The sequence below is a fragment of the Acinetobacter sp. YH12039 genome (assembly GCF_013420015.1).
In the GTDB taxonomy this organism is placed as follows: Bacteria; Pseudomonadota; Gammaproteobacteria; order Pseudomonadales; family Moraxellaceae; genus Acinetobacter; species Acinetobacter amyesii.
Genome location: NZ_VOZA01000035.1, coordinates 1 through 23,220, shown reverse-complemented (window position 1 = coordinate 23,220; position 23,220 = coordinate 1). Strand labels below are relative to the sequence as shown.

At 39.1% G+C, this 23,220-nt stretch carries 26 protein-coding genes and 1 riboswitch; of the genes, 8 read left to right on the top strand and 18 right to left on the bottom strand.

All coding sequences use genetic code 11. From position 1 onward, the window contains the following. The first annotated feature begins 346 nt into the window (after positions 1-346). On the top strand, positions 347-685 hold the full coding sequence (locus tag FTT98_RS13115; RefSeq protein WP_180026296.1) for a GNAT family N-acetyltransferase: 339 nt from the start codon (positions 347-349) through the stop codon (positions 683-685). Next, on the top strand, positions 651-863 hold the full coding sequence (locus FTT98_RS13110; RefSeq protein ID WP_180026295.1) for a hypothetical protein: 213 nt from the start codon (positions 651-653) through the stop codon (positions 861-863). Before FTT98_RS13115 ends, FTT98_RS13110 begins: the two co-directional genes overlap by 35 nt. Positions 864-965: 102 nt before the next feature. Here FTT98_RS13110 and FTT98_RS18140 read toward each other — a convergent pair whose 3' ends face one another. The 3 genes from FTT98_RS18140 to FTT98_RS13100 all read right to left on the bottom strand — a co-directional run bounded on the left by FTT98_RS18140 (position 966) and on the right by FTT98_RS13100 (position 2,436). After that, positions 966-1,229 carry a hypothetical protein gene (locus tag FTT98_RS18140; protein ID WP_252725827.1) on the bottom strand — a complete coding sequence of 88 codons (264 nt, stop codon included), beginning with the start codon at positions 1,227-1,229 and terminating at the stop codon, positions 966-968. A gap of 76 nt (positions 1,230-1,305) precedes the next feature. Beyond that, positions 1,306-1,488, bottom strand: a complete 183-nt coding sequence (locus FTT98_RS18135; protein WP_257224752.1) for a hypothetical protein — start codon at positions 1,486-1,488, stop codon at positions 1,306-1,308. 174 nt (positions 1,489-1,662) lie between these two features. Next, positions 1,663-2,436, bottom strand: coding sequence for a hypothetical protein (locus tag FTT98_RS13100; RefSeq protein ID WP_180177454.1), 774 nt, complete (start codon positions 2,434-2,436; stop codon positions 1,663-1,665). Positions 2,437-2,667: 231 nt separating this feature from the next. After that, a riboswitch (glycine riboswitch) is annotated at positions 2,668-2,758 on the top strand. 133 nt (positions 2,759-2,891) lie between these two features. Here FTT98_RS13100 and FTT98_RS13095 point away from each other — a divergent pair. Then, positions 2,892-4,133, top strand: a complete 1,242-nt coding sequence (locus FTT98_RS13095) for a D-amino acid dehydrogenase (protein WP_180124039.1) — start codon at positions 2,892-2,894, stop codon at positions 4,131-4,133. A 76-nt stretch (positions 4,134-4,209) separates the two neighbouring features. Here FTT98_RS13095 and FTT98_RS13090 read toward each other — a convergent pair whose 3' ends face one another. Continuing rightward, the gene (locus FTT98_RS13090; RefSeq protein ID WP_180109167.1) at positions 4,210-4,860 is read right to left on the bottom strand and encodes a hypothetical protein; all 651 of its coding nucleotides are present in this window, start codon (positions 4,858-4,860) and stop codon (positions 4,210-4,212) included. Between the two features lie 100 nt (positions 4,861-4,960). Here FTT98_RS13090 and ispF point away from each other — a divergent pair, with 100 nt between their 5' ends. After that, positions 4,961-5,449, top strand: coding sequence for a 2-C-methyl-D-erythritol 2,4-cyclodiphosphate synthase (gene ispF / locus FTT98_RS13085; protein ID WP_180177453.1), 489 nt, complete (start codon positions 4,961-4,963; stop codon positions 5,447-5,449). On the opposite strand, the gene FTT98_RS13080 is transcribed toward ispF, so the two are convergent. The 4 genes from FTT98_RS13080 to FTT98_RS13065 form a co-directional block, all read right to left on the bottom strand. Beyond that, positions 5,437-5,961, bottom strand: coding sequence for a protein tyrosine phosphatase family protein (locus tag FTT98_RS13080; protein ID WP_180177452.1), 525 nt, complete (start codon positions 5,959-5,961; stop codon positions 5,437-5,439). The two genes, ispF and FTT98_RS13080, sit on opposite strands and share 13 nt — an antisense overlap. Positions 5,962-6,018: 57 nt before the next feature. Continuing rightward, complete coding sequence (locus tag FTT98_RS13075; protein WP_143221612.1) at positions 6,019-7,110, bottom strand: 3-deoxy-7-phosphoheptulonate synthase; 1,092 nt, start codon at positions 7,108-7,110, stop codon at positions 6,019-6,021. A gap of 127 nt (positions 7,111-7,237) precedes the next feature. After that, positions 7,238-8,134, bottom strand: a complete 897-nt coding sequence (locus tag FTT98_RS13070) for a sulfite exporter TauE/SafE family protein (protein ID WP_078193863.1) — start codon at positions 8,132-8,134, stop codon at positions 7,238-7,240. Positions 8,135-8,489: 355 nt separating this feature from the next. Next, a complete protein-coding gene (locus FTT98_RS13065) occupies positions 8,490-9,371 on the bottom strand; it encodes an MBL fold metallo-hydrolase (protein ID WP_168378677.1) in 882 nt (293 codons plus the stop codon). Positions 9,372-9,502: 131 nt separating this feature from the next. On the opposite strand from FTT98_RS13065, the gene FTT98_RS13060 reads away from it, so the two are divergent. Both FTT98_RS13060 and lpxB read left to right on the top strand, forming a co-directional pair. After that, a complete protein-coding gene (locus FTT98_RS13060; RefSeq protein WP_180177451.1) occupies positions 9,503-10,477 on the top strand; it encodes a GlxA family transcriptional regulator in 975 nt (324 codons plus the stop codon). 106 nt (positions 10,478-10,583) lie between these two features. Then, on the top strand, positions 10,584-11,756 hold the full coding sequence (gene lpxB, locus FTT98_RS13055; RefSeq protein ID WP_180041473.1) for a lipid-A-disaccharide synthase: 1,173 nt from the start codon (positions 10,584-10,586) through the stop codon (positions 11,754-11,756). A gap of 4 nt (positions 11,757-11,760) precedes the next feature. Here lpxB and FTT98_RS13050 read toward each other — a convergent pair whose 3' ends face one another. Next, the gene (locus tag FTT98_RS13050) at positions 11,761-12,711 is read right to left on the bottom strand and encodes an AraC family transcriptional regulator (RefSeq protein WP_180177450.1); all 951 of its coding nucleotides are present in this window, start codon (positions 12,709-12,711) and stop codon (positions 11,761-11,763) included. 181 nt (positions 12,712-12,892) lie between these two features. Between FTT98_RS13050 and FTT98_RS13045 the strand changes: the two genes are divergently transcribed. Then, the gene (locus FTT98_RS13045; protein ID WP_180049600.1) at positions 12,893-14,098 is read left to right on the top strand and encodes an alkane 1-monooxygenase; all 1,206 of its coding nucleotides are present in this window, start codon (positions 12,893-12,895) and stop codon (positions 14,096-14,098) included. Positions 14,099-14,556: 458 nt separating this feature from the next. On the opposite strand, the gene FTT98_RS13040 is transcribed toward FTT98_RS13045, so the two are convergent. From FTT98_RS13040 to FTT98_RS13010, 7 genes are all read right to left on the bottom strand, one after another. After that, positions 14,557-15,501 (bottom strand): phosphatidate cytidylyltransferase, encoded by a 945-nt coding sequence (locus FTT98_RS13040; RefSeq protein WP_078191012.1) that lies wholly within the window; start codon positions 15,499-15,501, stop codon positions 14,557-14,559. Next, entirely contained in the window at positions 15,501-16,151 is a 651-nt protein-coding gene (locus tag FTT98_RS13035) for a 1-acyl-sn-glycerol-3-phosphate acyltransferase (RefSeq protein ID WP_180007876.1), read from the bottom strand. Before FTT98_RS13035 ends, FTT98_RS13040 begins: the two co-directional genes overlap by 1 nt. A gap of 61 nt (positions 16,152-16,212) precedes the next feature. Continuing rightward, positions 16,213-16,641, bottom strand: a complete 429-nt coding sequence (locus FTT98_RS13030) for a hypothetical protein (protein ID WP_180177449.1) — start codon at positions 16,639-16,641, stop codon at positions 16,213-16,215. Next, positions 16,638-17,990 (bottom strand): phosphatase PAP2/dual specificity phosphatase family protein, encoded by a 1,353-nt coding sequence (locus FTT98_RS13025; protein ID WP_180177448.1) that lies wholly within the window; start codon positions 17,988-17,990, stop codon positions 16,638-16,640. Before FTT98_RS13025 ends, FTT98_RS13030 begins: the two co-directional genes overlap by 4 nt. Before the next feature lie 18 nt (positions 17,991-18,008). Continuing rightward, the gene (locus FTT98_RS13020; protein WP_180073643.1) at positions 18,009-19,763 is read right to left on the bottom strand and encodes a bifunctional alpha/beta hydrolase/class I SAM-dependent methyltransferase; all 1,755 of its coding nucleotides are present in this window, start codon (positions 19,761-19,763) and stop codon (positions 18,009-18,011) included. A gap of 47 nt (positions 19,764-19,810) precedes the next feature. Then, the gene (locus FTT98_RS13015) at positions 19,811-20,446 is read right to left on the bottom strand and encodes a CDP-alcohol phosphatidyltransferase family protein (protein WP_168378667.1); all 636 of its coding nucleotides are present in this window, start codon (positions 20,444-20,446) and stop codon (positions 19,811-19,813) included. A 90-nt stretch (positions 20,447-20,536) separates the two neighbouring features. Further along, positions 20,537-21,430 carry an acyl-CoA thioesterase II gene (locus tag FTT98_RS13010; RefSeq protein ID WP_180177447.1) on the bottom strand — a complete coding sequence of 298 codons (894 nt, stop codon included), beginning with the start codon at positions 21,428-21,430 and terminating at the stop codon, positions 20,537-20,539. A gap of 153 nt (positions 21,431-21,583) precedes the next feature. Between FTT98_RS13010 and ybaK the strand changes: the two genes are divergently transcribed. Beyond that, complete coding sequence (gene ybaK, locus FTT98_RS13005) at positions 21,584-22,051, top strand: Cys-tRNA(Pro) deacylase (protein WP_180177459.1); 468 nt, start codon at positions 21,584-21,586, stop codon at positions 22,049-22,051. A gap of 474 nt (positions 22,052-22,525) precedes the next feature. Here ybaK and FTT98_RS13000 read toward each other — a convergent pair whose 3' ends face one another. Both FTT98_RS13000 and FTT98_RS12995 read right to left on the bottom strand, forming a co-directional pair. Next, positions 22,526-22,798 (bottom strand): hypothetical protein, encoded by a 273-nt coding sequence (locus FTT98_RS13000; protein ID WP_180177446.1) that lies wholly within the window; start codon positions 22,796-22,798, stop codon positions 22,526-22,528. A 55-nt stretch (positions 22,799-22,853) separates the two neighbouring features. Next, the gene (locus FTT98_RS12995; protein WP_180177445.1) at positions 22,854-23,081 is read right to left on the bottom strand and encodes a hypothetical protein; all 228 of its coding nucleotides are present in this window, start codon (positions 23,079-23,081) and stop codon (positions 22,854-22,856) included. Between the last annotated feature and the right edge of the window lie 139 nt (positions 23,082-23,220).

Below are 23,220 nucleotides of genomic sequence, written 5' to 3'. Positions count from 1 at the left end.
ATAAATAACAAAGCGTTGCTTTGTTCCGAACGCGGTTAGTGAATAGCGTTAGCGAGTCACAGTGGATAAATAACAAAGCGTTGCTTTGTTCCGAACGCGGTTAGTGAATAGCTTTAGCAAGTCACAGTGTATAAATAACAAAGCGTTGCTTTGTTCCGAACGCGGTTGGTGAGTAGCGTTAGCGAGTCACAGTGGATAAATAACAAAGCGCTGCTTTGTTCCGAACGCGGTTGGTGAATAGCTTTAGCAAGTCACACTGATGAGAAAATTGCATAAAAAAACCAGACAATTGTCTGGTTTTTTTATTTCGGTAAACTAGGCCTATGAAAATAAATAGCAAAAAAATATGAATATACGAAATGCTTTACTTGGTGATATTCAGCAGCTTGAAAGCTTAATGAATACAGCCTATCGGGAAAATCATCCCAAGAGTTGGACGACAGAACATCATATTGTTCGAGGAAATCGAATAAATGTGTCTCAACTCAGTCAACTCTTACAAAAAAGGGATTTTCATTTATATGTGATTGAGTCGGTACATGCGCAGATCATGGGGTGTATTGGTATTCAAATGCAGGGGAAGAGCTGTGAAATTGGTCATTTTGCAATTCATCCAAATGAGCAAGCTCAGGGCTTAGGAAAAAAAATTATTGCAATTTGCAGAACAGCAAGCGATGTTGATTGAACCCAATGTTGAAGAATTTGTGATGTATGTGATTGATCGGCGTTTAGAATTAATAAAATATTATCAACGACGTGGCTATAAGCTTACAGATGAAAATCAAGCCTATCCTCTTCATCTAGAGGTAGGTCAACCGATTTGTGAACTGACAATTAAACAATTAATTAAACGAATAAAATAAAGACCATGTGATGCATTTGATCAATTTATAAAGCGAGATGAATAAAAAATCCCCAAAAAACATACACTAACTTTTGGGATTTTGATTTTAGACTATTTGGGCTTAAGAGTAAGCACGTAAAAATAGTCGGTAGGCATCTGATGATTTTTGGTTTTTTAGCATATAGTGTGCGATTTCACCTTGGTTGGTATTCATAATCACCGCAATATCTTTTGCGTCACAAAATTGTTTAAGCACAGTATCTGGGATCATCACGGTATTAGAAGAATCAATCACATTTGAATTATCTAAGCGACGATAATTTGTTTGACCTATTGCAGGATAAGACAATACTTTGCCGTCGATCACAAAAGATATTTCATTCATATCAAGCTGCTGTTGATCATAAGAATGCAGTGAAAGTGCATACTCACCTTTATTCTTTTGCTAATCAATTGCAAGTTCAGGACATTTTTGTCCAGTACAGTAATTGACCTCGAGTAATGGTTCGTTGGATTACGTTACTGTTTTCAACGGTATTCACACCTTTTAGCTTCAAGGTTCTGGTTTCAGGTTTATTTTTAGGTACGGTAATACAACCTGTGAGTAGTAGGAGTGTAAATCCTAGAACTAAATAATTTTTCATGTGTTTTTCCATGTTAGCGTTATTTTTATAAGCAATATTTATTTTGGCGCATATTCACACAGAAAAACAAAAAAGTAAAATACATCACACTTTTCTAGTTTTGTTTGAGCACTGCTTTGATATAAGTGGTCGATATTCAAATAAAAAATATTATTAAGTGATGTAAATCTTATTTCATTGAAATTTAGATAACTTAAGTAAGATCTGTGATTTTGCGCTATCAATCTGCTCGGGATTGGTTTGTCGAGACAATTGGTCACGTGGTTTTTCGCCTAAAAAATATTTGATCCGTTCAGCATTCGCACCCGATGGATGGGGAAGTCCTGCTAAAATCTGCTGATCTTTTAAATAGCCTAAGCTGCTTACATAATTTAAAACCTCATCTACACCTTTGCCTAGCGGAATATAAATTGCGTTCGGAAGCTGTTGAATCATAGGAATAAAATAATCATCAATATGTTGTTTTAATAATTCATTTTTCAACATTGCGGGCGTTGAGCCTGCATAATTTTTTCCATTGACCAAAATACATTGCTGTAAAACCGAACACATTTGCACCATATCTTGATGATTGCTAAATAGCTCTGCAGTGGTCTGTATGCCTAATTGATTCTGTAATCCAATATGATCTAGCAGTAGAGTTAAATTTTTACGAATAGGACCACTAAAAGCACCACTATTCTTGGCAAGTTTAAGTATGTTTTCCTCAGATAATTGCTGCTCTACGCCGTCCTTCGCTGCAATTAATGCATTACGCCATTGTTGTTGGCCTGGGCAGATGCCGACGATGACCACTTTTGCATCATGATTTATGGCCTCGAATGGTGCATAAAAGCTTTGAATAGTTCCCAGAGTTTTAAGACGGAGTAAATCACTTTGAGTTAATTCTTCAATAGAATGTGTTTTGATCACAGATGCAAAGCAAGAGAAAAGGGTAGAATCCGACATAAAACTTCAATCTTTCTAGATATAAATTTCATTCAGTATTTTAAACCTTTATTTTAAAGATGAAGTATTTAGGTATAAAAAAATTGATTTTAAATTTATAACCTAACAACTTAAATCGATATAAAAATATTATTTAACAATATTGACCCAAATAGGACTTGAGATTTGGTACAAATATTGCTCATATCTAACTAAGGCAATACCAAGATGAATGCCGAATAAAAAAACGAATGGATGATTGCAGGAGAGAAGCACAGATCGTGCTCGCCGAAGGAGCAAGTTCCCCCAGGAAACTCTCAGGCAAAAGGACTGTAATCATATAAAAATCTGGAGAGAAGTAGGCTAGACCTACTCACCGAAGGGGAAGGTTCACATTGCTTCGCAAGGAACCAAAGCTCTCAGGTAACAATGACAGATGGGGCGAACATAGGAAATATAATTTCCAAGGAGCCTATATGTGTCATATTGTTGTGATTGGTGCAGGTATTACTGGGGTAACGACAGCTTACGAACTCGGATTACTCGGTTATCGTGTCACTGTAGTCGATAAACATCTTTATCCTGCGATGGAAACGTCGTTTGCCAATGGTGGTCAATTATCAGCGTGTAATGCTGAAGTCTGGAACCAAAAAGCAACGGTGGTGAAAGGCATCAAATGGATGTCGCAAAAATCGGCACCATTATTATTAAATCCAAGTTTTAACCTACATAAATATTCATGGCTCTTTGAGTTTATGGGGCATATTAAAGATTATCGTGAAAATACCCATGAGACAGTGCGTCTAGCGTTGATGGCACGTCAGCGCTTATTTGAAATAGCTGAGCATGAAAACTTACAGTTTGATTTAGAAAAACGCGGCATTTTACATTTCTTTCATAATCAACATGATTATGAGGTGGCGACTCAAGTTAATAATATGCTCTGTGAGGGTGGCTTAGAGCGTCATCCTGTGACATTAGCTGAAATCCGTGACATTGAGCCTAGTCTGACAGGTGAATACTATGGTGGATTTTATTGCCCAGGGGACGCCACGGGCGACATCCATAAATTTACGACGCAGCTTGCCAAAGCAACAGAACGCTTTGATGTGAAATATATGTGGGGCTTTGAGGTGACTGACTTTGAACATCATGCAAAAGGTGTCAATGTTCAGTTAAAAGCCAGTGATGAAAATATGGAACATCCTGATGCAAATACCTTACTTGAGGCAGATGCTGTGGTGGTCTGTGGTGGTGTAGGCAGTTATGAACTTGCGCATAAACTCGGTGACCGTGTAAATGTCTATCCAGTCAAAGGATATTCAATTACCATAAACTTAAATGATGAACAAAGTCAGACCAATGCGCCTTGGGTGAGTCTGTTGGATGAAAGTGCCAAAATTGTGACTTCACGCTTAGGTGCAAATCGACTACGTGTTGCAGGCACGGCAGAGTTTAATGGCTATAACCGAGACATTCGTGCAGATCGCATTCAGCCCTTAATTGATTGGTCGAATCGTAACTTTAATCTATCAACAGAACATGTGGTGCCATGGGCGGGTTTACGACCAATGATGCCCAATATGATGCCTGTAGTACATGCAGGTAAGCGAGATCATATTTTCTATAATACAGGGCATGGTCACCTTGGATGGACCTTGTCTGCGGCAACAGCTGCAATGATTAGCCAGCAAGTGCAGCAAACACATCCGATTTAACTGACATATTTTAGACATCAAAAAAGCCTCAATGTTGAGGCTTTTTTGTATTTTTCTAAGTCATTCGAATTTGATCTTAATCATATAAACGATAAATCCCTGCAAAACGTTCACAGCCTTTTTGTTCAGTTTTTACTGAGAGTAAGGCTTTACTGTAATTGAACTGATATTTGCAGTCGTGTTCATTATCGGTGATTTGATTTTTTTGTTCGGGTGTTGTGTAAGCTAAAAATGGGATGGTTTGTGTTTCGACTCGATTGTTAGGATTACGATAGGCAATGCCTTCAATTTTGATGCTGTCTTTGCCCAGTTGATGTACCTTTAAATGTACAGGTGATGTCGCAAAATGACCATTTTCAAATTTCAGATAATGCTGCGTTAAACTTTGGTTCATCGAGGTATAAATATTCAAATCTTCATGGCGAAGCTCAAATTGTTGTTTAAAACACTCCAAGTTTTTGCATTGCTGAACTCGGCTATACCATAATTTTTGCGTATCTATCAGCAAGCGTACTGGGGCATCGGTAATCAACTGTGCCGTTAAAAAAAGCCCATCTAGCTTTTCACGTTGTTCTTCAAAACCGTCAGAACAGTAATTTTTTTTTGCCTGAGTATTGGCCTGATCACAGTCAATCTTTTCTGCATGCGTAAACGTCGCTAGGCCAGAACCTATTAGCAGAACCAGTCCGAATTTTTTGATGATATTTATTTCAGTTTTCAACAGCATGATCGCTTATACTTTCACTATGTTGCGCTTGCCCACACTATAGCGAAATAGAAAGCGTGAATACAAGATTTCAATCATTATTTTCTCAAGGAACTCAAGCATGATAGCTCAAATTCGTATCGGTCAGGGCATGGATGTGCATGCATTTGAAGAAGGTGACTTTGTAACGCTTGCTGGTGTTCAAATTCCACATACACATGGACTCAAAGCACATTCAGACGGTGATGTAGTACTACATGCGCTTTGTGATGCATTATTAGGTGCTTTGGCACTTGGAGATATTGGTCAGCATTTTCCAGATACAGATCCTAAATTTAAAGGTGCCGATAGTCGAGTACTTTTAAAACACGTCTACCAACTGATTTTAGATCGTGGATATGTACTTAATAATGCTGATATTACCGTAGCTTGTGAGCGCCCTAAACTAGCAAAACATAATTTAGAAATGCGTCAAAGCATTGCAGATGTTATGGATGTTGAAGTCACACAAATTAGCATCAAAGCGACCACCACCGAAAAATTAGGGTTTACCGGTCGCCAAGAAGGTATTCTTTCTACTGCAACAATACTAATTTCTCACGCAAAATGATCTGGATGGATCAGCGCATGTTGTAAATCTTGAGTTGCTTTACGGCCTTGGAGTTGTAAGGCAACCGCATGGATTAAACCTGTCCATGTTTCATTAGGTTCCCAAATTTGATGCATAAATTCTTGAGCCTTTGGCACATCAACATCCATATAGTATTGACGATATAAATACATCAAACTGCTGACACGGAAGTTTTTCGCACAGTGCAGCCAAACCGTTTGACCTTGAACCAAATGGTCAATCATATCGAGTACTAATAGGCATTGGTCATCTGAAGGGGTATCCCAAGAGATCGGAACTTGGATGTAGTTCAGGCCTAGATCTAGGCAAATGCGGTCTTCATGCTCGATATGATTGGATGCATCGGTCAGTGCTAAATTGATAACCGTTGAAACACCATATTCTTTGATCGTTTGAAGCTCAGAAGGAGATGGTTGACCGGACGTTAATAAGTGTTCATGTATATATTGGAAGTTTTCAATGTGACTTAACGCATTTTCGATTTCATTCATCTGACAAATAATCCTTCAAAGTAAAACGCCATCTCGAAGATGGCGTTTTTCATTCACTTAGCGTGTCGGTAACACGTCTTTAAGTGCTTCATGCATCTCTAACAAGACTTTTTCAGTCGTATCCCAATCGATACAGCCATCAGTCACTGATTTACCATATTCGAGGTCACAGAGGTTGGCAGGAATATCCTGACGACCACCTTTTAAGTGACTTTCTACCATAATACCCACGATTGACTTGTTTCCGTCAAGGATTTGTTCAGTAATATTTTTCAGAACAAGGGGTTGTAGGTACGGGTCTTTGTTTGAGTTTGCATGACTGGTATCAATCATGATTTTGCCACTAACTTTTGCTTTGGCTAATGCCGCTTCGGCATCTGCAACAGAACCTGCGTCGTAGTTTGGTTTACCGTTACCGCCACGAAGTACAACGTGTGCATAAGGGTTACCACTGGTACGAATAACTGAAACTTGACCTTGGTCGCTTAAGCCCAAGAAGCTATGACCATGTTTAACAGATTGCATGGCATTGGTCGCAACGGTTAAACCGCCATCTGTACCATTTTTAAAGCCAACTGGTGAAGAAAGGCCAGAAGACATTTCACGATGTGTTTGGCTTTCAGTGGTACGCGCACCAATCGCTGACCAAGAGATAAGATCTTGGTAGTACTGTGGTGAGTTTGGATCGAGCGCTTCAGTTGCACAAGGCAAACCTTTTTCATTCAATTCAAGTAAAAGTTTACGACCAATACGTAAGCCTTTTTCGATGTTGAAAGAGTCGTTCATGTCTGGGTCATTAATTAGACCTTTCCAACCTACAGTGGTACGTGGTTTTTCAAAATACACTCGCATCACGACATAAATCGTATCTTGTATTTTGTCACTTAAAACTTTTAAACGGTCAGCATAATCATGTGCAGCGACTGTGTCGTGAATTGAACATGGACCAATGACAACAAAAAGACGTTTGTCATTTCCATCTAAAATATTACGTACAGTTTCACGGCCCTTAAGGACTGTTTGATAGGCAGTTTCAGTCAGAGGTAGCTCTTTTTTTAGTTCTGCAGGAGTAACAAGAGGCTGAATGCTTTTTACATTCACGTCATCAATGTCGTTTTGGGTAATAGAATTTGACTGTAAAGTATTCATTGCCGTCACTGGTTTGATTATACAAAAGGTTGTTTCGTGAGCCGAATATAACATGAATATAGCATTCAAATGTTATAAAAAAGATCAATAAGTCTCTGAAAAAAAAGTGATGAATCGGGCAGTTAATTTAAACCTGCTGACTATTCACCGTCGGTGCGATCAACATTGCAGTTGTTGGTTTTTCGACAGGTTTTGATTTTACTGGATTAATGATGAAATTCATGCCTAAAACAAACAAGGTAATGCCTAAGACTTTACGAATGACTTTTTCAGGTAAACGTGAGCTGATCAAAGTTCCGACAACAATCGCTGGAATAGAACCCACCAATAACCAACCCAATAAATGAAAATCGACATTACCTGAGCTCATATGACCCAAGCCTGCAACCAGTGTAAGAAGCACGGCATGTACGACGTCAGAGCCGATAATACGAATCATCGGTAAGTTCGGGAACATAAGCACCAAAGCCATAATACCGAAGGCACCTGCACCAACAGACGATAGGGTAACGAATACGCCTAAAATAATCCCCATGATGATGATATATGCACGCTTATTTTTAGCTTGGAAATTGATACGTTCAAGATCCGCACTCATATCATCCAACTGATCAGTTTTTCGAAATTTATTAAAGAATTTTTCGATATGACCACGGAAAATAATTGAGATCCCAGTAATCGTCAGCATAAAACCCAAAAACATGGTTAATACCGTTTTGTAATGTGTCGATTGGCTCAGATAGTTTTCCAGTACCCAATGGGTCGCAAAAGACGCAGGGATACTGCCGACTGCAAGCCAAATAACAATGGTCCATACAATATTCATTTTACGGGCATGGACTAAAGAACCACAAAATTTTGAAATTGCGGCATATAGTAAGTCTGTGCCAATCGCAATATGAGGTTCAATTTTATACAGGCTAATCAGGATCGGGGTCATCAATGAACCACCGCCAACACCGGTAATACCTACGCAGAAACCTACAATTACACCTGCCAGAATGAACTCTAAAGGACCGACCATCGCTGAATGCCAAATATCAAAAAACGTGCATATCTTATGACTAATTGATATAAGTCGTTGTCTCGATTAGTGATTTGCTTGTGAAAAAAATAGATAAAGAATGTCTTTAATTTTGAAATAAATGAATTTTATCTAAACTAAGTTATTGATTATGGTTTTCTCAAGTAGTTAATAGTTCAAATGGAGATTATGCTGCAGTGAAATCATATATTTTGAATACAAGGCTTTGAATATCTGAAGTGGATTTCCAATCACTCAAAACACACTAAGTTTTATCATCCTAGCTTTCGATTTGATATTTATCGATATATGCAGCAGTGAACATAAAGTCCACTGCTGCAAAGACTAATATGCCTTAAAAAGATAAGGTTTCGCCATCTAAAGGAATCAACACTTTATCCTGAATATTTTGAGCTTTTACATAGGCTGCCAGTTGTTCACGCGTTAACGACATGTGGTTAATGGCGTCCATATGCACAGCGACAATTTTAGCTTTCGGTGATTGTTGCACAGCGCGTAAGGTGTCTTCTTTGCCCATAATAATCGACTCTTTAAATCCATCGACTAAGGCGTTGCCTGTATTCAAAATAATCACATCAGGTTGGGAGCTTTGAATGGCTTGATCCACTTCAGGGCGCCATATCGTGTCACCCGCCAAATAAATGGTTTCATGTCCTGAGGCTTCAAAAATGATCCCCATGGCTTCACCTAAGCCTTTTTTCAGCTCCGGGACACGATACATGGCATCCGTACCGTGTTGTCCACCAGTTTTGGTTAACGTCACGCCTTTAAATGTGGTTTTCGTTAATACGCGTACATCTTTAAAGCCTTGGGATTGGATGGTCTTTTGATCTTGACTGTTTTGGACAAAGATCGGCAGCGTTTTAGGAATCGCCGCTTGCGCAGCATCATCCCAATGGTCGAGATGAGTATGGGTAATGATCACGGCATCGACATTCGCCAAAATGGTTTCGGCTTTAAGCGGTAAATCCACCAATGGATTACGTAAATAACTCCGATGTGTATTTGGAAACCCTTCATAGAACCCTTTGGGTGCAAACATCGGATCTACTAAAAAGGTCGTATCTGTATAGCTGATTTTGACCGTCGCATTGCGTATTTCTTGAACTTGAGTGATTTTAGAAATATCACGGACTTTGTCTTGATTTGCCCATGCCGAAGCAGAGCCGATAACCAAAGCAGTCGCTAAAAACGTATAGCTTAAAAATGTTTTCATAAAAAGCATTCGTATAACAAAGATGACTTTATTATTGGGAAATAAATGCTTTAAATATATTGTCCTTAAAGACATAAATAGAAACTATTAGGCCAAATGGTATAATGGCTTTATTTATGAATAGCCACGTGATGTCTATACCTAAAATTGCGTTGTTTATATATCCAAATATTCCGCTGTTTCATTTTTCAGTCCCGCAAACCATATTTAATATTGAAATAGAGGGACAGAAATTATTTGAAGTAACGACGTTTTCGGTTGATGGAATGCCCGTCCGTACTGAAAAGACGGTCATGATTCAGGCTGATGGCGGCTTAGAGCAGATGCTTGATGCTGACCTTGTAATTATTCCGGGGTGGAATGATATCCATCAAAAGCCAGATCATGAGCTGATGACAGCCTTACAAAAGGTACATGAAAAGGGAATCAAGATTGCAGGCCTTTGCTATGGCGCATATCCATTGGCGTATGCTGGGTTACTTGACCACAAACAGGTCACGACACATTGGGCTGGCAGTGCCGATTTTAAGCAAAAATTTCCATGTGTGAACTTAGATAAAGATGCTTTATATATTGAAGATGCAGGCATCATTACTTCCGCAGGTACGGGGGCTGCTTTAGATTGTTGTTTATACATAGTCGGGGAAATCTACGGGGCAAAAATTGCCAATAAAATATCGAGATTGATGGTAATTCCAACCCATCGTGAAGGCGGACAGGCGCAATTTATTGAGCAGCCAATTTCTACGATGACTTACGATACGGAGATCAATCGTTTACTCGATTATTTACGGCATAACCTGTCGAAACCGCACACTATTGAAGAACTTGCCGATTATTCCAATATGAGTAGAAGGACACTGACCAGACATTTTAAACATGCGACAGGACTACCTATTGTCACTTGGTTAAACAATGAAAGACTGCGATATGCGGCTGAATTGCTTGAAGTGACAGATTATTCGATTGATAAAATTGCGGAAAGCGCAGGTTTTAATACCGCAGTGCTATTTCGTAAATTGTTTAAGAATAAATACGGTACAAATCCGAACCATTGGCGGAAAAATTTTAATCAGCAGCTAAATAGCAGTGATGAATATTCCTAAAATGTTGAATTAAAGACGTGCAGCTTTTTTTTGGAAATCTATTAACTTTGTGAAGGACTCGTATAGAATCTATAGCTAAAGAACATTGAGTTAAAAGGACAGACTTTTGCAAAATCGGAAACTGAAAATTGGCATCGTGGTTGGGGAAGTATCCGGGGATACATTAGGCGCCAAGCTTATCCGCAGTTTTCGAGAGCAAGGGATTGATGCGGAATTTGAAGGCATCGGCGGTCCGCAAATGATTGCAGAAGGTTTTAATAGCTATTATCCGATGGATATTTTATCGGTAATGGGGATTGTTGAGGTCTTAAAAGATATTAAAAAACTCTTTGCTGTACGCGATGGTCTGGTTGAAAAATGGACTGAAAATCCTGTCGATGTTTTTGTGGGGATTGATGCGCCGGATTTTAATTTGCGTTTATCTAAGAGCTTAAAGCAAAAACAGCTACCAATTAAAACAGTACAATATGTTAGCCCTTCAGTGTGGGCGTGGCGTCAAGGGCGTGTACATGGCATTAAAGCAAGTATTGATTTAGTCCTTTGCTTATTTCCTTTCGAAAAAGCGTTTTTCCAAAAATGGCAAGTTCCGGCTGCATTTGTCGGACATCCATTGGCAAGTCAGTTGCCTTTAGATAATCCACTCGTTGCGGCTAAACACGAGTTAGGCTTAGATGAGCATCAAAAACACATTGCATTACTTCCGGGCAGCCGTCGCGGTGAAATTGAGCGCTTAGGGCCTTTGGTACTGTCTGCCGCACAGATTTTGACGGAGCAGCATCCAGACTATGTGTTCCTGATTCCTGCAATCAATGATGCACGTAAACAGCAAATCGAATTGTTGCTCAAGCAGTACCCTAAAACATTACAAGCCAAAGTTCGCTTGATGGAAAACACCGATACCGAATCTAAAATTGGCCGTCAGGTGATGAACGCATCGAATATTGTCGCTTTGGCTTCGGGTACAGCGACTTTAGAAGCGATGCTTTTACATCGTCCAATGGTGACTTTTTATAAGTTAAATTGGCTGACCTACCATGTGGTGAAATTGCTGATCAAAATTCCGTATTATTCATTGCCAAATATTATTGCGGGCAAAAAGGTGATTCAGGAACTTATTCAACATGATGCAACACCTGAAAAATTAGCAGCAGAAATTGAAAGCTTGATGGATGTTGAAAAATCGCAAATTCAAGTGATGCAGCACATCACCATGCATAAACAACTGCTTTCAGGTAACAGTGAAAACCCTGTGGAAGCGATTTTAAAGCTTTTAGATTAAACCTTTAAGGTGACTCAGTTTTTGCGAGTTGATGCTGCTGTCGATACTGGCTCGGTGTTAGATCATAAAACTTTTTAAAAGTTTGGCTAAATGCCGTTTCAGATGAGTAGCCGATACGATGGGCAATTTGCTGAATAGTCAGTTGCCCCATTTGTAAGTGCTGTGTCGCCAGTCGCAAACGATGTTGCTGCAAATAGGCGAGTGGTGATTCACCGAGCATTTGGGTGAATAAACTGGCAAATTTAGAACGCGACATGCAGCATTGTTCTGCCAAACTTTCGACAGTCCAAGCTTGCTGGGGTTGTTCGTGAATCGCGGCCAAAGCATTGGATAATTCAGGATGACTCAAGGCATGCAACCAACTGCTTGAATCTGACAAGGCTGCAATATAATCACGCACACATTCGATAAATAAAATACTCACCAAATGATCCAAAATTTTGTCGAGGCCTGGACGGATCTGATGCGCTTCAACGGCCAGAAAATGTAAGCCAATTTGCAACCATTCAAGTGCGGTACTGCTCATGATATGTGGTGTATGTAACAGCGTGGGGAGTGCATTCACTAAGGGCTTTGCCATAATGCTGTCGACATGCCCACGGATCGCCAGTACAAATAATTCTTCTGCTTCATGAGATTCGGTAGAATTTAATTCAATGGTTTTATTTCGTTGCTCTTGAAACAGTGGCGTGATGTTCACTGATTCGACCAAGACATCAGACTGTATAGATTTGCAGTGATGGTTTTGCCCTGAGGGAATAAGGCAAAGATCGCCAGCTTCAAGTAAGACCTGCTCTTGATCGATATGCACAACACACTGACCTTGAATCACCACATACGCAACCATGGCATTGTGATCTTGAAAATGAAAAGCCCAAGGATGCTTTGATCTCAAATAAATATATTCAGATCGGTGGAGATGGATATCATCAAAAATTTTACTTAAAGCATCCATATTTCAAATATTTACTCATATTAATTTTGTATTTATAGATGGTCACTATGTGCTTAAAGGTCAACATTTATCCTTAAATGCCAAAGACGATCACATAGTTTTTTTGGACGCTTAAAACTGTTCTGGCTGCCCATATTTTACGAATATAAACACAGAAGAAGTAATTAGGGAAGTCTAGCGCATGAATGCACCAGTAAAATTAAATGAACAGCAGCTCGCTCAGTTAGAAAGCAAAATCGGTAGTGTTTTAGATAAAAAACGTTATGGTTGGCTATTGAGTCCAGGTTTACCTGTCATTGGTATGGGGATCTTGGCGGGTTATCATTTTGGTCCAAAACCGACAAAAAAACTATTTGCCATGGGCGGGCCGCTTCTATTGCATGTCATTATTCCTGCACTGGATGCACTGATCGGTGATGATGCCAATAACCCGACAGATGATGACATTAAAGTTTTAGTAAATGATCCTTATTATGATCGTATCGTCAAATTATTTATTCTACTGCAAATGGCAGCGAATGCTTTTGCTGGCTATGTGGTTACCCGTAAAGATGTTTCAATATTAGATCAAGTTCTACTTGGGATTTCGATGGGTGCAATTAATGGCGTCGGTGTAAATACAGCACATGAACTCTGCCATCGACCACATAAAAAAGACCATTACTGGGCACATGCGACGCTCGCACCATTAGGTTATAGCCATTTCCGTATAGAACATCCATATGGACACCATAAACGTGCGGCAACTCCTGAAGATCCTGCATCTTCAAAAATGGGCGAAACCTTTTATGAGTTTTGGCCACGCACTGTATTTGGTGGAATTAAATCGGCGGTGCAGATTGAGAAACAACGTTTAAAACGTAAAGGTTTAAGTTTCTTTTCGAAGGAAAATGAATTGTTTCATGGTTGGGCGATGAGTGCAGGTTTTCATGCCTCGATGCTGAAAATGTTTGGTAAAGGCGTGACACCGTATTTAGTTACACAGGCCTTTTATGGAATCAGCCTTTTTGAAATTATTAATTATATTGAACATTATGGCCTGAAGCGTGAGCAAAAACCGGATGGAAGCTATGCGCGCACCATGCCTGAACATAGTTGGAATAACAATAATATTGTGACCAATCTATTTTTGTATCAATTACAGCGACATTCAGACCATCATGCATATCCGACTCGTCCATTTCAGGCTTTAAGACATTTTGATGAAGCGCCAGAGTTGCCTAGCGGCTATGCCACTATGCTAATTCCTGCTTTAGTACCCTCTATTTGGTTTAAGATGATGGATAAACGTGTCTATGATCACTACCAAGGCGATTTAACTAAAGCCAATATTCATCCTAAACGTCGTGCAAGTATTTTTAAAAAGTTTGCAATTTCAGACATTTAAATCGAATACCTGATAAGAAGAATCCCAAGCTTGTTTGCTTGGGATTTTTTATTGTGCGTATTATTAACCGATGCTACGCAGTAACATCAGAAGCGCACGTTGATTCAAATAAAAGAACGATACACGGTAACGTCATCCGCAATTGTTTGAGACAGGACTAATTGTAATCAAAAATGTTTCTGCGATTCTTTGAATAATTTGCCGCTAGTGAACTATTTTTACGGTGAGGAGCAATGCTCCGCAAGATTGTTTCCTTATGAAGCACGCTTCTCATTTTGCCGAATAAGAAACAACGCTTCGTAAGAGTATCTCCAGCCGAAGGCTAATACCTTTATTCAATCCTTAGATGTAAGACTCCGTCGCATAGACTTAAAAATCATTTTTAAAATGTAAAATTAATTCTACGTGCGTAACATCATTTAAAATCCCAAATTTTCTGTTTGAAACTTAGTCATTTCTTAAGACCACCAATAGCGCAAAATGTGGAAAAAAATCGGTGCAGAAAAGCAGATTGAATCAATTCGGTCGAGCATGCCACCATGGCCTTGGATAAGTTGTCCCCAGTCTTTTACACCACGATCGCGTTTAATGGCTGACATGACAAGACCACCAAAGAAGCCAAATATGCAAACAATAAATCCAATACATGCAGCCTGTAGATAGCTAAAGGGTGTAAGCCATGACATAGCAACACCTAATGCAGTGGCTAAAGCAATGCCTCCGATTAATCCTTCTACGGTCTTAGATGGTGAAAGTATCGGTGCGACTTTGTGCTTTCCAAATAGCTTGCCACAGACATATTGCAAGACATCGGAGGCTTGTACCACCATGATCAGCCAGATTGCTAGCCAAATTTTTTCACCCTCAAATCCGGGAAGTTTGAGGTTTAATAGCGCAGGCACATGCGAAATACAGAATACGCTGATCATCAGACCCCATTGAATTTTTGAACTGCGCTCTAAAAATCGCGTGGTATCTTCGGCTTTGAGTGTAGCGATAGGGATAAGAAGAAATACATACAGCGGAATAAAAATCGAATATAGCCCGTACCAGTCGATATACACCAAGTAATACTGGTAAGGGATGACAAAATAAAAAGCGATCAATAAAGGAAGATAATCACCGCGACGGGTTGGAAGTAAGCTGATAAATTCACGTAAAGCAAAGAGTGAAATCAACGCAAACAGGATCACAAAGGCAATTTTGCCTAATGAAATTGCTACACCAAGTACCAACAACATGACCCACCATGCATTGATCCGCGCATTTAAATTGTCGATGACCGGTGCCGGCGCATAACCCGCTTTAAATTTTAGTATTGAGCCAATGGTTGAGGCAATAATCAAAATAACCGCAAAGATACCAAACAATACATAGGTCATTTGCGCATTGGTGAATTCCATTATTGATACTCCAATGCTTTTAATTTGAGTAATTCGTCCTGAGCGTAGTTTAAAAACTCAGTTTTACTCTGTTCATTATGGGCTTCTAAAGGTTTGCCAAAAATAACGGTAGATAATAATGGCAATGGTATAAGCGCGCCTTTAGGCATGACACGTTTTAAATTTGAGATCCATACCGGTACGATTTCAACATCAGGAAATTGATTTTTGAGATGAAATAAGCCGCTTTTAAAGGCTAATAATTCAACGTCATCATTTAAATTCCGAGTGCCTTCAGGAAAGAAAATAATCGAGTCACCTTGAGCTAATACGGTTTTGATCGGTTCTAAGGGGTCTTGATTTTGCTCTCGATTTCGCTGAATAGTGACGCCAGTAAACGTGTCTTGAATGAGAAAACGTCGAAAGCCATCTTTTAACCAATAATCCGAAGCCGCTACAGGACGGGTCCTCCGTCTGAGATCTGTCGGCAGTGATGACCAAAGTAAAATAAAGTCGATATGGCTATTATGATTTGCATAATAAATACGCTGTTTCATAACCGGTTTGCACCCGACCCAGAGACTCCGCGCACCCGTGAGCAGCCGCGCACCACGACGAGTGAGAAAGGCAATATAGCGAGCAATTGAACGGCTTAAAAAATTACCTTTCATTGGTGAGTGAGCATTCCCTGAAGTGTCTAATGGATTTGGCATGGTTTCAAATTATTGTGAATTATTTATACAGTAAAAATATGCAGATGAATGCGATGTATTGCAAGCAAAGCACAAAGATCTGCCATTTAAATAAAGCCAGACAACCTAATTCACGCAGCTCCCATGCGCGACCACATTTATTTGCAGGCATTAATTTTAAGTTGATTAAACTTAAGTCCAGCTCCTTGGTGGTTTGTTCAAGGTTTTGAGTTTGGCTGTATTCAGCGACAGTGGCTAAAAGTGCCGAATCAAATTTGATTCTCAGGCTTAAATAATGTTGTATTCCGAGCAAAACTAGACAAATCAATACATATAGCAAATCGAATAGCATTACATTGCCAAACTGGATGATGAGCCAGAGCGTGAGGATCGCTGCTACATAAGCTGAGATGAGCAATCCAGTGGTGGATTGCAACAACTTTGACAGCACCACAAGTTGTAAATTCATGGTGCAAGTCCTTTAAGTTTTAAACGATAAGTATTTAAATGTTTTATTTGCGGTGCTTTAAGCACGACCCACGGACGGTTATGGCGAATAATCCGTAAAACATCTTCGACTGAATATTCAGGATGTTGTTTCAATAATAATGCGGCAACTACAGCACTACTTCGTGAATATCCCAAAGCACAGAAGACCAAGATGTTTTGTGCTTCATCACTTTTTTTAGAGTTCAATAATAGTTCTAAAGACTCTACAGCATGATGCAGCTGATTGGCCTGTAAAGGAATCAGGTCTAAACTCAAGTTTTGGGCATATGAGCACTTTGGATAAGTGGGCAATTCTGCACAACAATCGAGTAAAGCATCATATTGTTGCAAGACCTGTTTGGACGGATAGCGACCTAAATAAATATAACTCTGATTGATTTTGATGATTTTAGAATCTTCAGGATGGCGATAAGTCCAGATTCGGCTATTGATCCAAGCAAATACAAAGTATGGCGCAAACAATATTTTTGCAGCAATGGTCATATCACCATGACTGAGTTTTTGAAAAAAATGGGGTCGATTGAATAAATATGCAAACGAAACTAAAAGCAGACTGCTTGCAGGATAGAGCAGCCAAAGCCACCAACCTTTTGCATGTGCGATTGCGCTACACAATAAGGCAGCAAACAGATAAAGGATGCCGATTTTAATGTGCTTTAAGCTTAGCCGACTCTGGCTGTTTTGAGCCCATGGTGCAGGACTGGCCATCGGGAATAGCCATAAACATAAGGCACCGACCAATAAACCTGTTGGAATATCTATAAAATGGTGCTGCCAAGTGGTTAGAACTGAGAGACCGATCAAAAAGGACCAACCATCTACCAGATATTTTAGCTTACCTGTGCTATGCCGACGGAAAAAATCCCAAAGTATCACCAGTAGCACAATATGCAGAGAGGGTGCTTGATTAAACGGTTTATCAAAGCCCATCAAGACATCAAACCACAGCCCGAAAAAACCTGTGAGTTCGGGGCGCTCAAAGCTAAAACGTAGCGGGAAAAGTAAAAAGCAGCTGATTGAAAGGATTTGTGCCGAAAATAGTCGCAGTACATGTTGTTTTAATTCAAACTTATTCCAACAAAGTAATAAAGACAAACCATAGAACAGATCAATCGACCAATACGGCACAATACTCCATGGCCAAAGTGGAATATATTTTTCCCATTCAAAGACGATAACAGGTACGGAAGCTAAGCCCGCAGCGTATTGATTGGCAAAACCATAACTTAAGAAGAAAAAAGGTGCCAGAAATGCCAAACACAGTAGGCCGTATTTCCAAGTTCCTTTTTCAGTATCCAGTTTATGCATAAGATTGACCGTCCAAGCTTAAATTTTTTGTGCAACGGAAACGGTGAAAATACCAAACTCATCAATAACTTGATCGATTTTTTTGAAACCAGCTTGCTCAACTAATGCATCCATTTCTGCTTGTGAGCGTAAACGCATCACCCATGCATCTCCTTGGCGATGTGAGGTCAGAGCACGGGCAATAAACTCTTGTTGCGGATGCCAAATTTGACCTGTGTAGATGAGATACCCATCTTTCTCAATGGCCTGACATAAGCCGGATAAGGACTGTCTGAGTAAATCATTATCACTAAATAATTCGTATAAACCTGAGACCACGGCTAGAGTGGGTTTAGGTTCAACACTGGCTAATGAAGTGGCATCAAAGGCATCCGCTTCTACAAAATTGGCAATCTGGCTTAAACCTCTTTGCTCAATCATTGCTTGACCTGCTTGTACATTGATCGAGCTATAGTCTCTAAGCAGGATGGATTCAGGCTGCTCAGGCAGTTTTTGTACAGCATCTAAAATATATCGGCCATGGCCTGCAGCAATATCCATAATCCGTACCGCGTGTTGGTCATCATGTAACTTAGAAGCATATTTCGTTAATAGCGCTTCAATATTTTGTTTTCTAACGCGAATACCACGCCAACCAATCGCATTTAAATATTGTCGATCGATGATTTTACCCAGTGCATTTTGGCTTTCTGATTTATCTCTGTAGACAAAATCTAAGGTACTGCCGGAGTCATATCCTGTCTCTTCACCAATTTTTAAACCCTTGGAAAAGAGACTACCAATTTTAAGATTTTGTTTGGTTAAGCTCCAAAATGCATGTTTTAAAGAATGCTTTGGAAGCGTTGAACTTAAGGTTTCTGCTACAGCACAGCTCGGGCCAATTTTATCGGCATCTAAAAGTTTAGGTGCGGAATAGGGTTGTTTAAAACATTGTTGAATAAAGCGATGGATTTTATCTGTGGCGATTTTGCGATGTTTTTCACCCAAAGTATCATGATAAAAACCATCTAAGACGTGAAATTCCTTCATTGGATGTGGGAGTTTTTGATAAAACGCCAATTGTGGTTTTTGATGCACCACGAAGTCAGATCCTGAACATAAGACTTGAGTAGGAACAAAAATATTTTGTGCATCTTTAACGATTCGATCTGAGGCTGCATATAGACCCAGCAGCATACGGACCGATATGGCCCGAGCGATTTGCGGGTCAGTGTCATAACTCTGCGCACGTGCAGTATCGTGCGTCAGCATTTTGGCTTTGACATAACTATTAATAAAAAAGTTGCCAGCGAATTTATTGAGAAGTGTTAAGCCAGGTTTTGCAAAAGGCACATAGAGTTTGATGTCAAATGCAGGCGAGGCAAGGCATAAAGCACGAATTTTAGGGGCATAATCATGCACCCATGTCGCGGCTAAAACAGCGCCAACGCTTTGAGCTACAATTGCTATATTTTCTGATCGAATTTGGTAATTTTGTTCTATATGCTGAACAAAATATTGAATGTCTTGAACGCATGCAGAAAAGCTCGGTGCATCTCCTCGTTCACCAGGAGTATTACCGTGACCTCGCGCATCCCAAGCGAAAAAATCAAAATCAGGCAAATTCAATTCATTGACCAAATGCGCCATTCGTCCCGAATGTTCATGGCCACGATGAAATAAGATCACCGCTTTTTTCTTACGGTTGCTTTTTAAACTGCTATTTTCCCAATGTTGATAAAACAAGGATGTTCCATCATGGCTCGTAAAGGTATGCTGAGTATTGTTATACATTGTGTTGTTCTCAAAATAATGAATCGACTGACGCTCTAAACTGAAATTTATTGTGGGTTGATAATGCTATTTTTAATGCGGTTATAAATCGTAATAAATAATAAAAAGATGGTAATAATCAAAATACTATTGCAGATAAGAGACAATGTATTTAAGCCAACATTCAATATAGAAGAGGTCACGATGATGACGCAGATGATGCTAAATACAAAAGCGCGGTCACTTTTTCCCATTGGACCATCGTAACGACGTTCTTGCCCCACTAATGGCGCCATCACACCGGTATATTCGGCAAGTATGGCGAGAAAACAGGTTAAAATAAGTAATTCAGCTTGAATAAAAGCAAAACAAATTAAACTAAAATAGAGTGCTGAGTCGGAAATCACATCACATAATTCATTATAAAAAGCACCGAGTTTGGATTGTTGGTTGAACTCACGTGCCAGCATGCCATCTATGGCATTGAAGCCCATTCGAATAAGCATCCACACGGGGAAAATCAACAGTAAAATGCCAATACCGTTGTGAGAAAAATAGATATAAATAAAAAATGCCACAGCTAGCGAAATGAACATTGCCAGTAGTGTTACTTGATTTGCTGTAATACCAAGATGATGAAGTGATTTAACCAAAGGTCGAAGCAGGTTTTGAAATGCAGGTTTAAGTTGGTAGATCGAAGGCATATTATTGTTATAGCGGTATGATTTGCATGAATTTTATACGCTTGATGCTTAACTTAACAAGAATTTGAATGTTAAAGATTGTCACAGGCCTCACGATTCGCCTGTATAACGCATTAAATTTTCTTGTGTAGTACTTGCGACTAATTTTCCATCTTGCCACATTTGCCCATGAGTAAGCCCACGTGATTGATAGGTTCGGGTAGTATTCATGTCATAGAATACCCAATTATCTACCCTAAAGGTATGATGAAAATACATCGAATGATCAAGACTAGTTGCGATGAGTTCAGGAGACAGATAATTTAAACCATGTGTTTTGAGCGCCGCAGAATATAAATTATAGTCTGAATAGTATGCTGCAATGGCCTGATGTATATGAAGTTGGTCAAATTGTGCATCCAAGGCATCATGGAGTTTTAAATATTCTGCATATTGATTTTGATTTAAGACAGAAGTTTGACCGGACGGTGGCAAATCTGTCAGCACGTATTCAATTGGTTTAGATATAAGCTGAAAAGGCTGTAAAAATGTGGCCAGATATTCAGGTGAAATAGATGATTGGATTTGCGATTTATAGAATTGCTCTTCTTTGAGCATAATTGGTGGAAACTGTGGGATCAGATCTGGTTCAGGTATTTGATACTCCATACCCATTTCGTTATTCATATAGGACAACATCACCATATATATTGGTTTGCCATGCTGTATGGCGGTCACTTGTCGAGTGGAAAAACTATGGCTATCACGTAAATTTTCGACTTTAAATAATACGGGATGATTTGCAAGACCCGCAGAAATAAAGTTGGCATGTAAAGAGTGAAGTGGGAGTGTGCAGGTATAGGATGCACTGATTATGCTCTGACCAAGTAATTGTCCGCCAAAAATATGGTCACTAAACAGAGGTTTGCTCTGTGCCAAAAAGTAGCCCTGATCTTTGGGCACTACAGATAATAATTGGATGAGGTCTTGAGTCAGTGTTGTCATATTTTTTAAAATTTTTGCTTTGTTTAAATGTATTCAACTCAAACTTATTACACAAGTCGTGTACTTGAAAAATATAAAAGTCTTCGCCGGTCTTTCGAGAATAGGCTTATAATCGAGTTTTCTTAGTTGTCCGAATGGAATGACGAAAAAGCAATGACACCTGCATGTAAACTCTTAAAATCTAATAAAATCGACTTTACAATTCATGAGTATGATCATGACCCAGAAGCAAAAAGTTTTGGTTTAGAAGCTGCGGAAAAACTTGGTTTAACCGTCGAAGAAGTGTTTAAAACCTTGATGGTTACGGACGATAAAAATTACTTTGTTGCCGTATTGCCTGTGGAGTTTCAGCTGAATTTGAAAAAAGTGGCCACAGCATTTGGCTGTAAAAAACTCAAAATGGCTGACCCAAAAGATGCAGAGCGTTTAACCGGATATTTGGTAGGTGGTATTAGTCCAGTTGGACAGAAAAAACGCTTAAAAACTGTGATCGATGCTTCTGCACAGCACTTAGCTAAAATCTATGTGAGTGGTGGTAAGCGTGGTTTGGATATTGGTTTAAAACCCGAAGATTTAGCAAAAGTTTTGGGCGCAAACTTTGCTGATGTGATTGATGATTAAATGTGGTTTTTGACTACTTAAATTTAAGTGAATTTAGAGGGAATACCTTCCACTTCAAAATCTATAAAATAACAAAAGCCGCATTGAGCGGCTTTGTGGTTCGATGACGCATCAAGTGTCACGGATTTATTGGACATGGTGCAGCTTTTTATATTCGATATACAGGGTACTAAATTTAGGATTGTAGGCTAAATTTGATTATTAGTAGGTATATATATGGTGCTTCTTGAATTGATATGAGAAATACCGAGCGCGCAGAAATTGATGCCAGATTTGATGTGAAATGAGGGTTGGCAGCTTTGCATATATATTAATAATGTTGTAAACCAACCATGGGCTGGTTTTTTTGCATTACATTTGGGATTTGTAATTATTTAAGATAGATTTTCTACCGTCAGGAATAGTTTCTATTTTCATAGAGCGACTCATATATTTCTTTGTCTTCTGGAGCTTTTTTTGAGTCCACAAGCTGCTTTAATTTAGATTTATATTCTGTTTTACCTGCATGGAATAAGCTCGCATAGTAAGCCCATTCTGTTTGGTCGTAATAGAGATCATTTTGGGCATATTATCTAACTGTTTTTTATATAAATTAGCGTTGTATAAATAACAGTCTTCAATATCCTTTTTTGGTTTGTTTAAAACTTCAATGAGTAAACATTGAAAATTTTTCATATTGGTTGTTTCTTTTTTTTCTAAAATTGTATTTGTAATAGCAAAGGCTTCTTCATAATTGCTAAGACGCATATTGATGTTTAGTAAAAGGTTATTTCGTTCATTCTCTGAGTTAATTTTAGAAATTTTAGGTAGAATTTTTTTTAAGCTTTTGATTGGTTTTTTGAGGGTCCAACTCACTTTGAGATTGAATTAGTATCTGATTATATTCATTGATGATTTCTTTACTTTCTGGAGAAAGCTCAGCATCAGCTCTAGTTGTTGAGCTTTGTGCAGGGGAGGCTGTTTCACTTGAATTTCCACAAGCTGAAAGTGGAAGGATTGATAGTAATAATGGAAATATTATTTGTTTCATTAGTTTACACGTTTTGATATACGCTGAATTATCAGGAGACTTTCCCTTGGGAGATTCTAGGCAGCCAACTTATAAAAGTCTTCGGCCATTTGATTTGGTGTCTTAAAACCCAAACCCTTTTGAATTCTTCGATGATTAT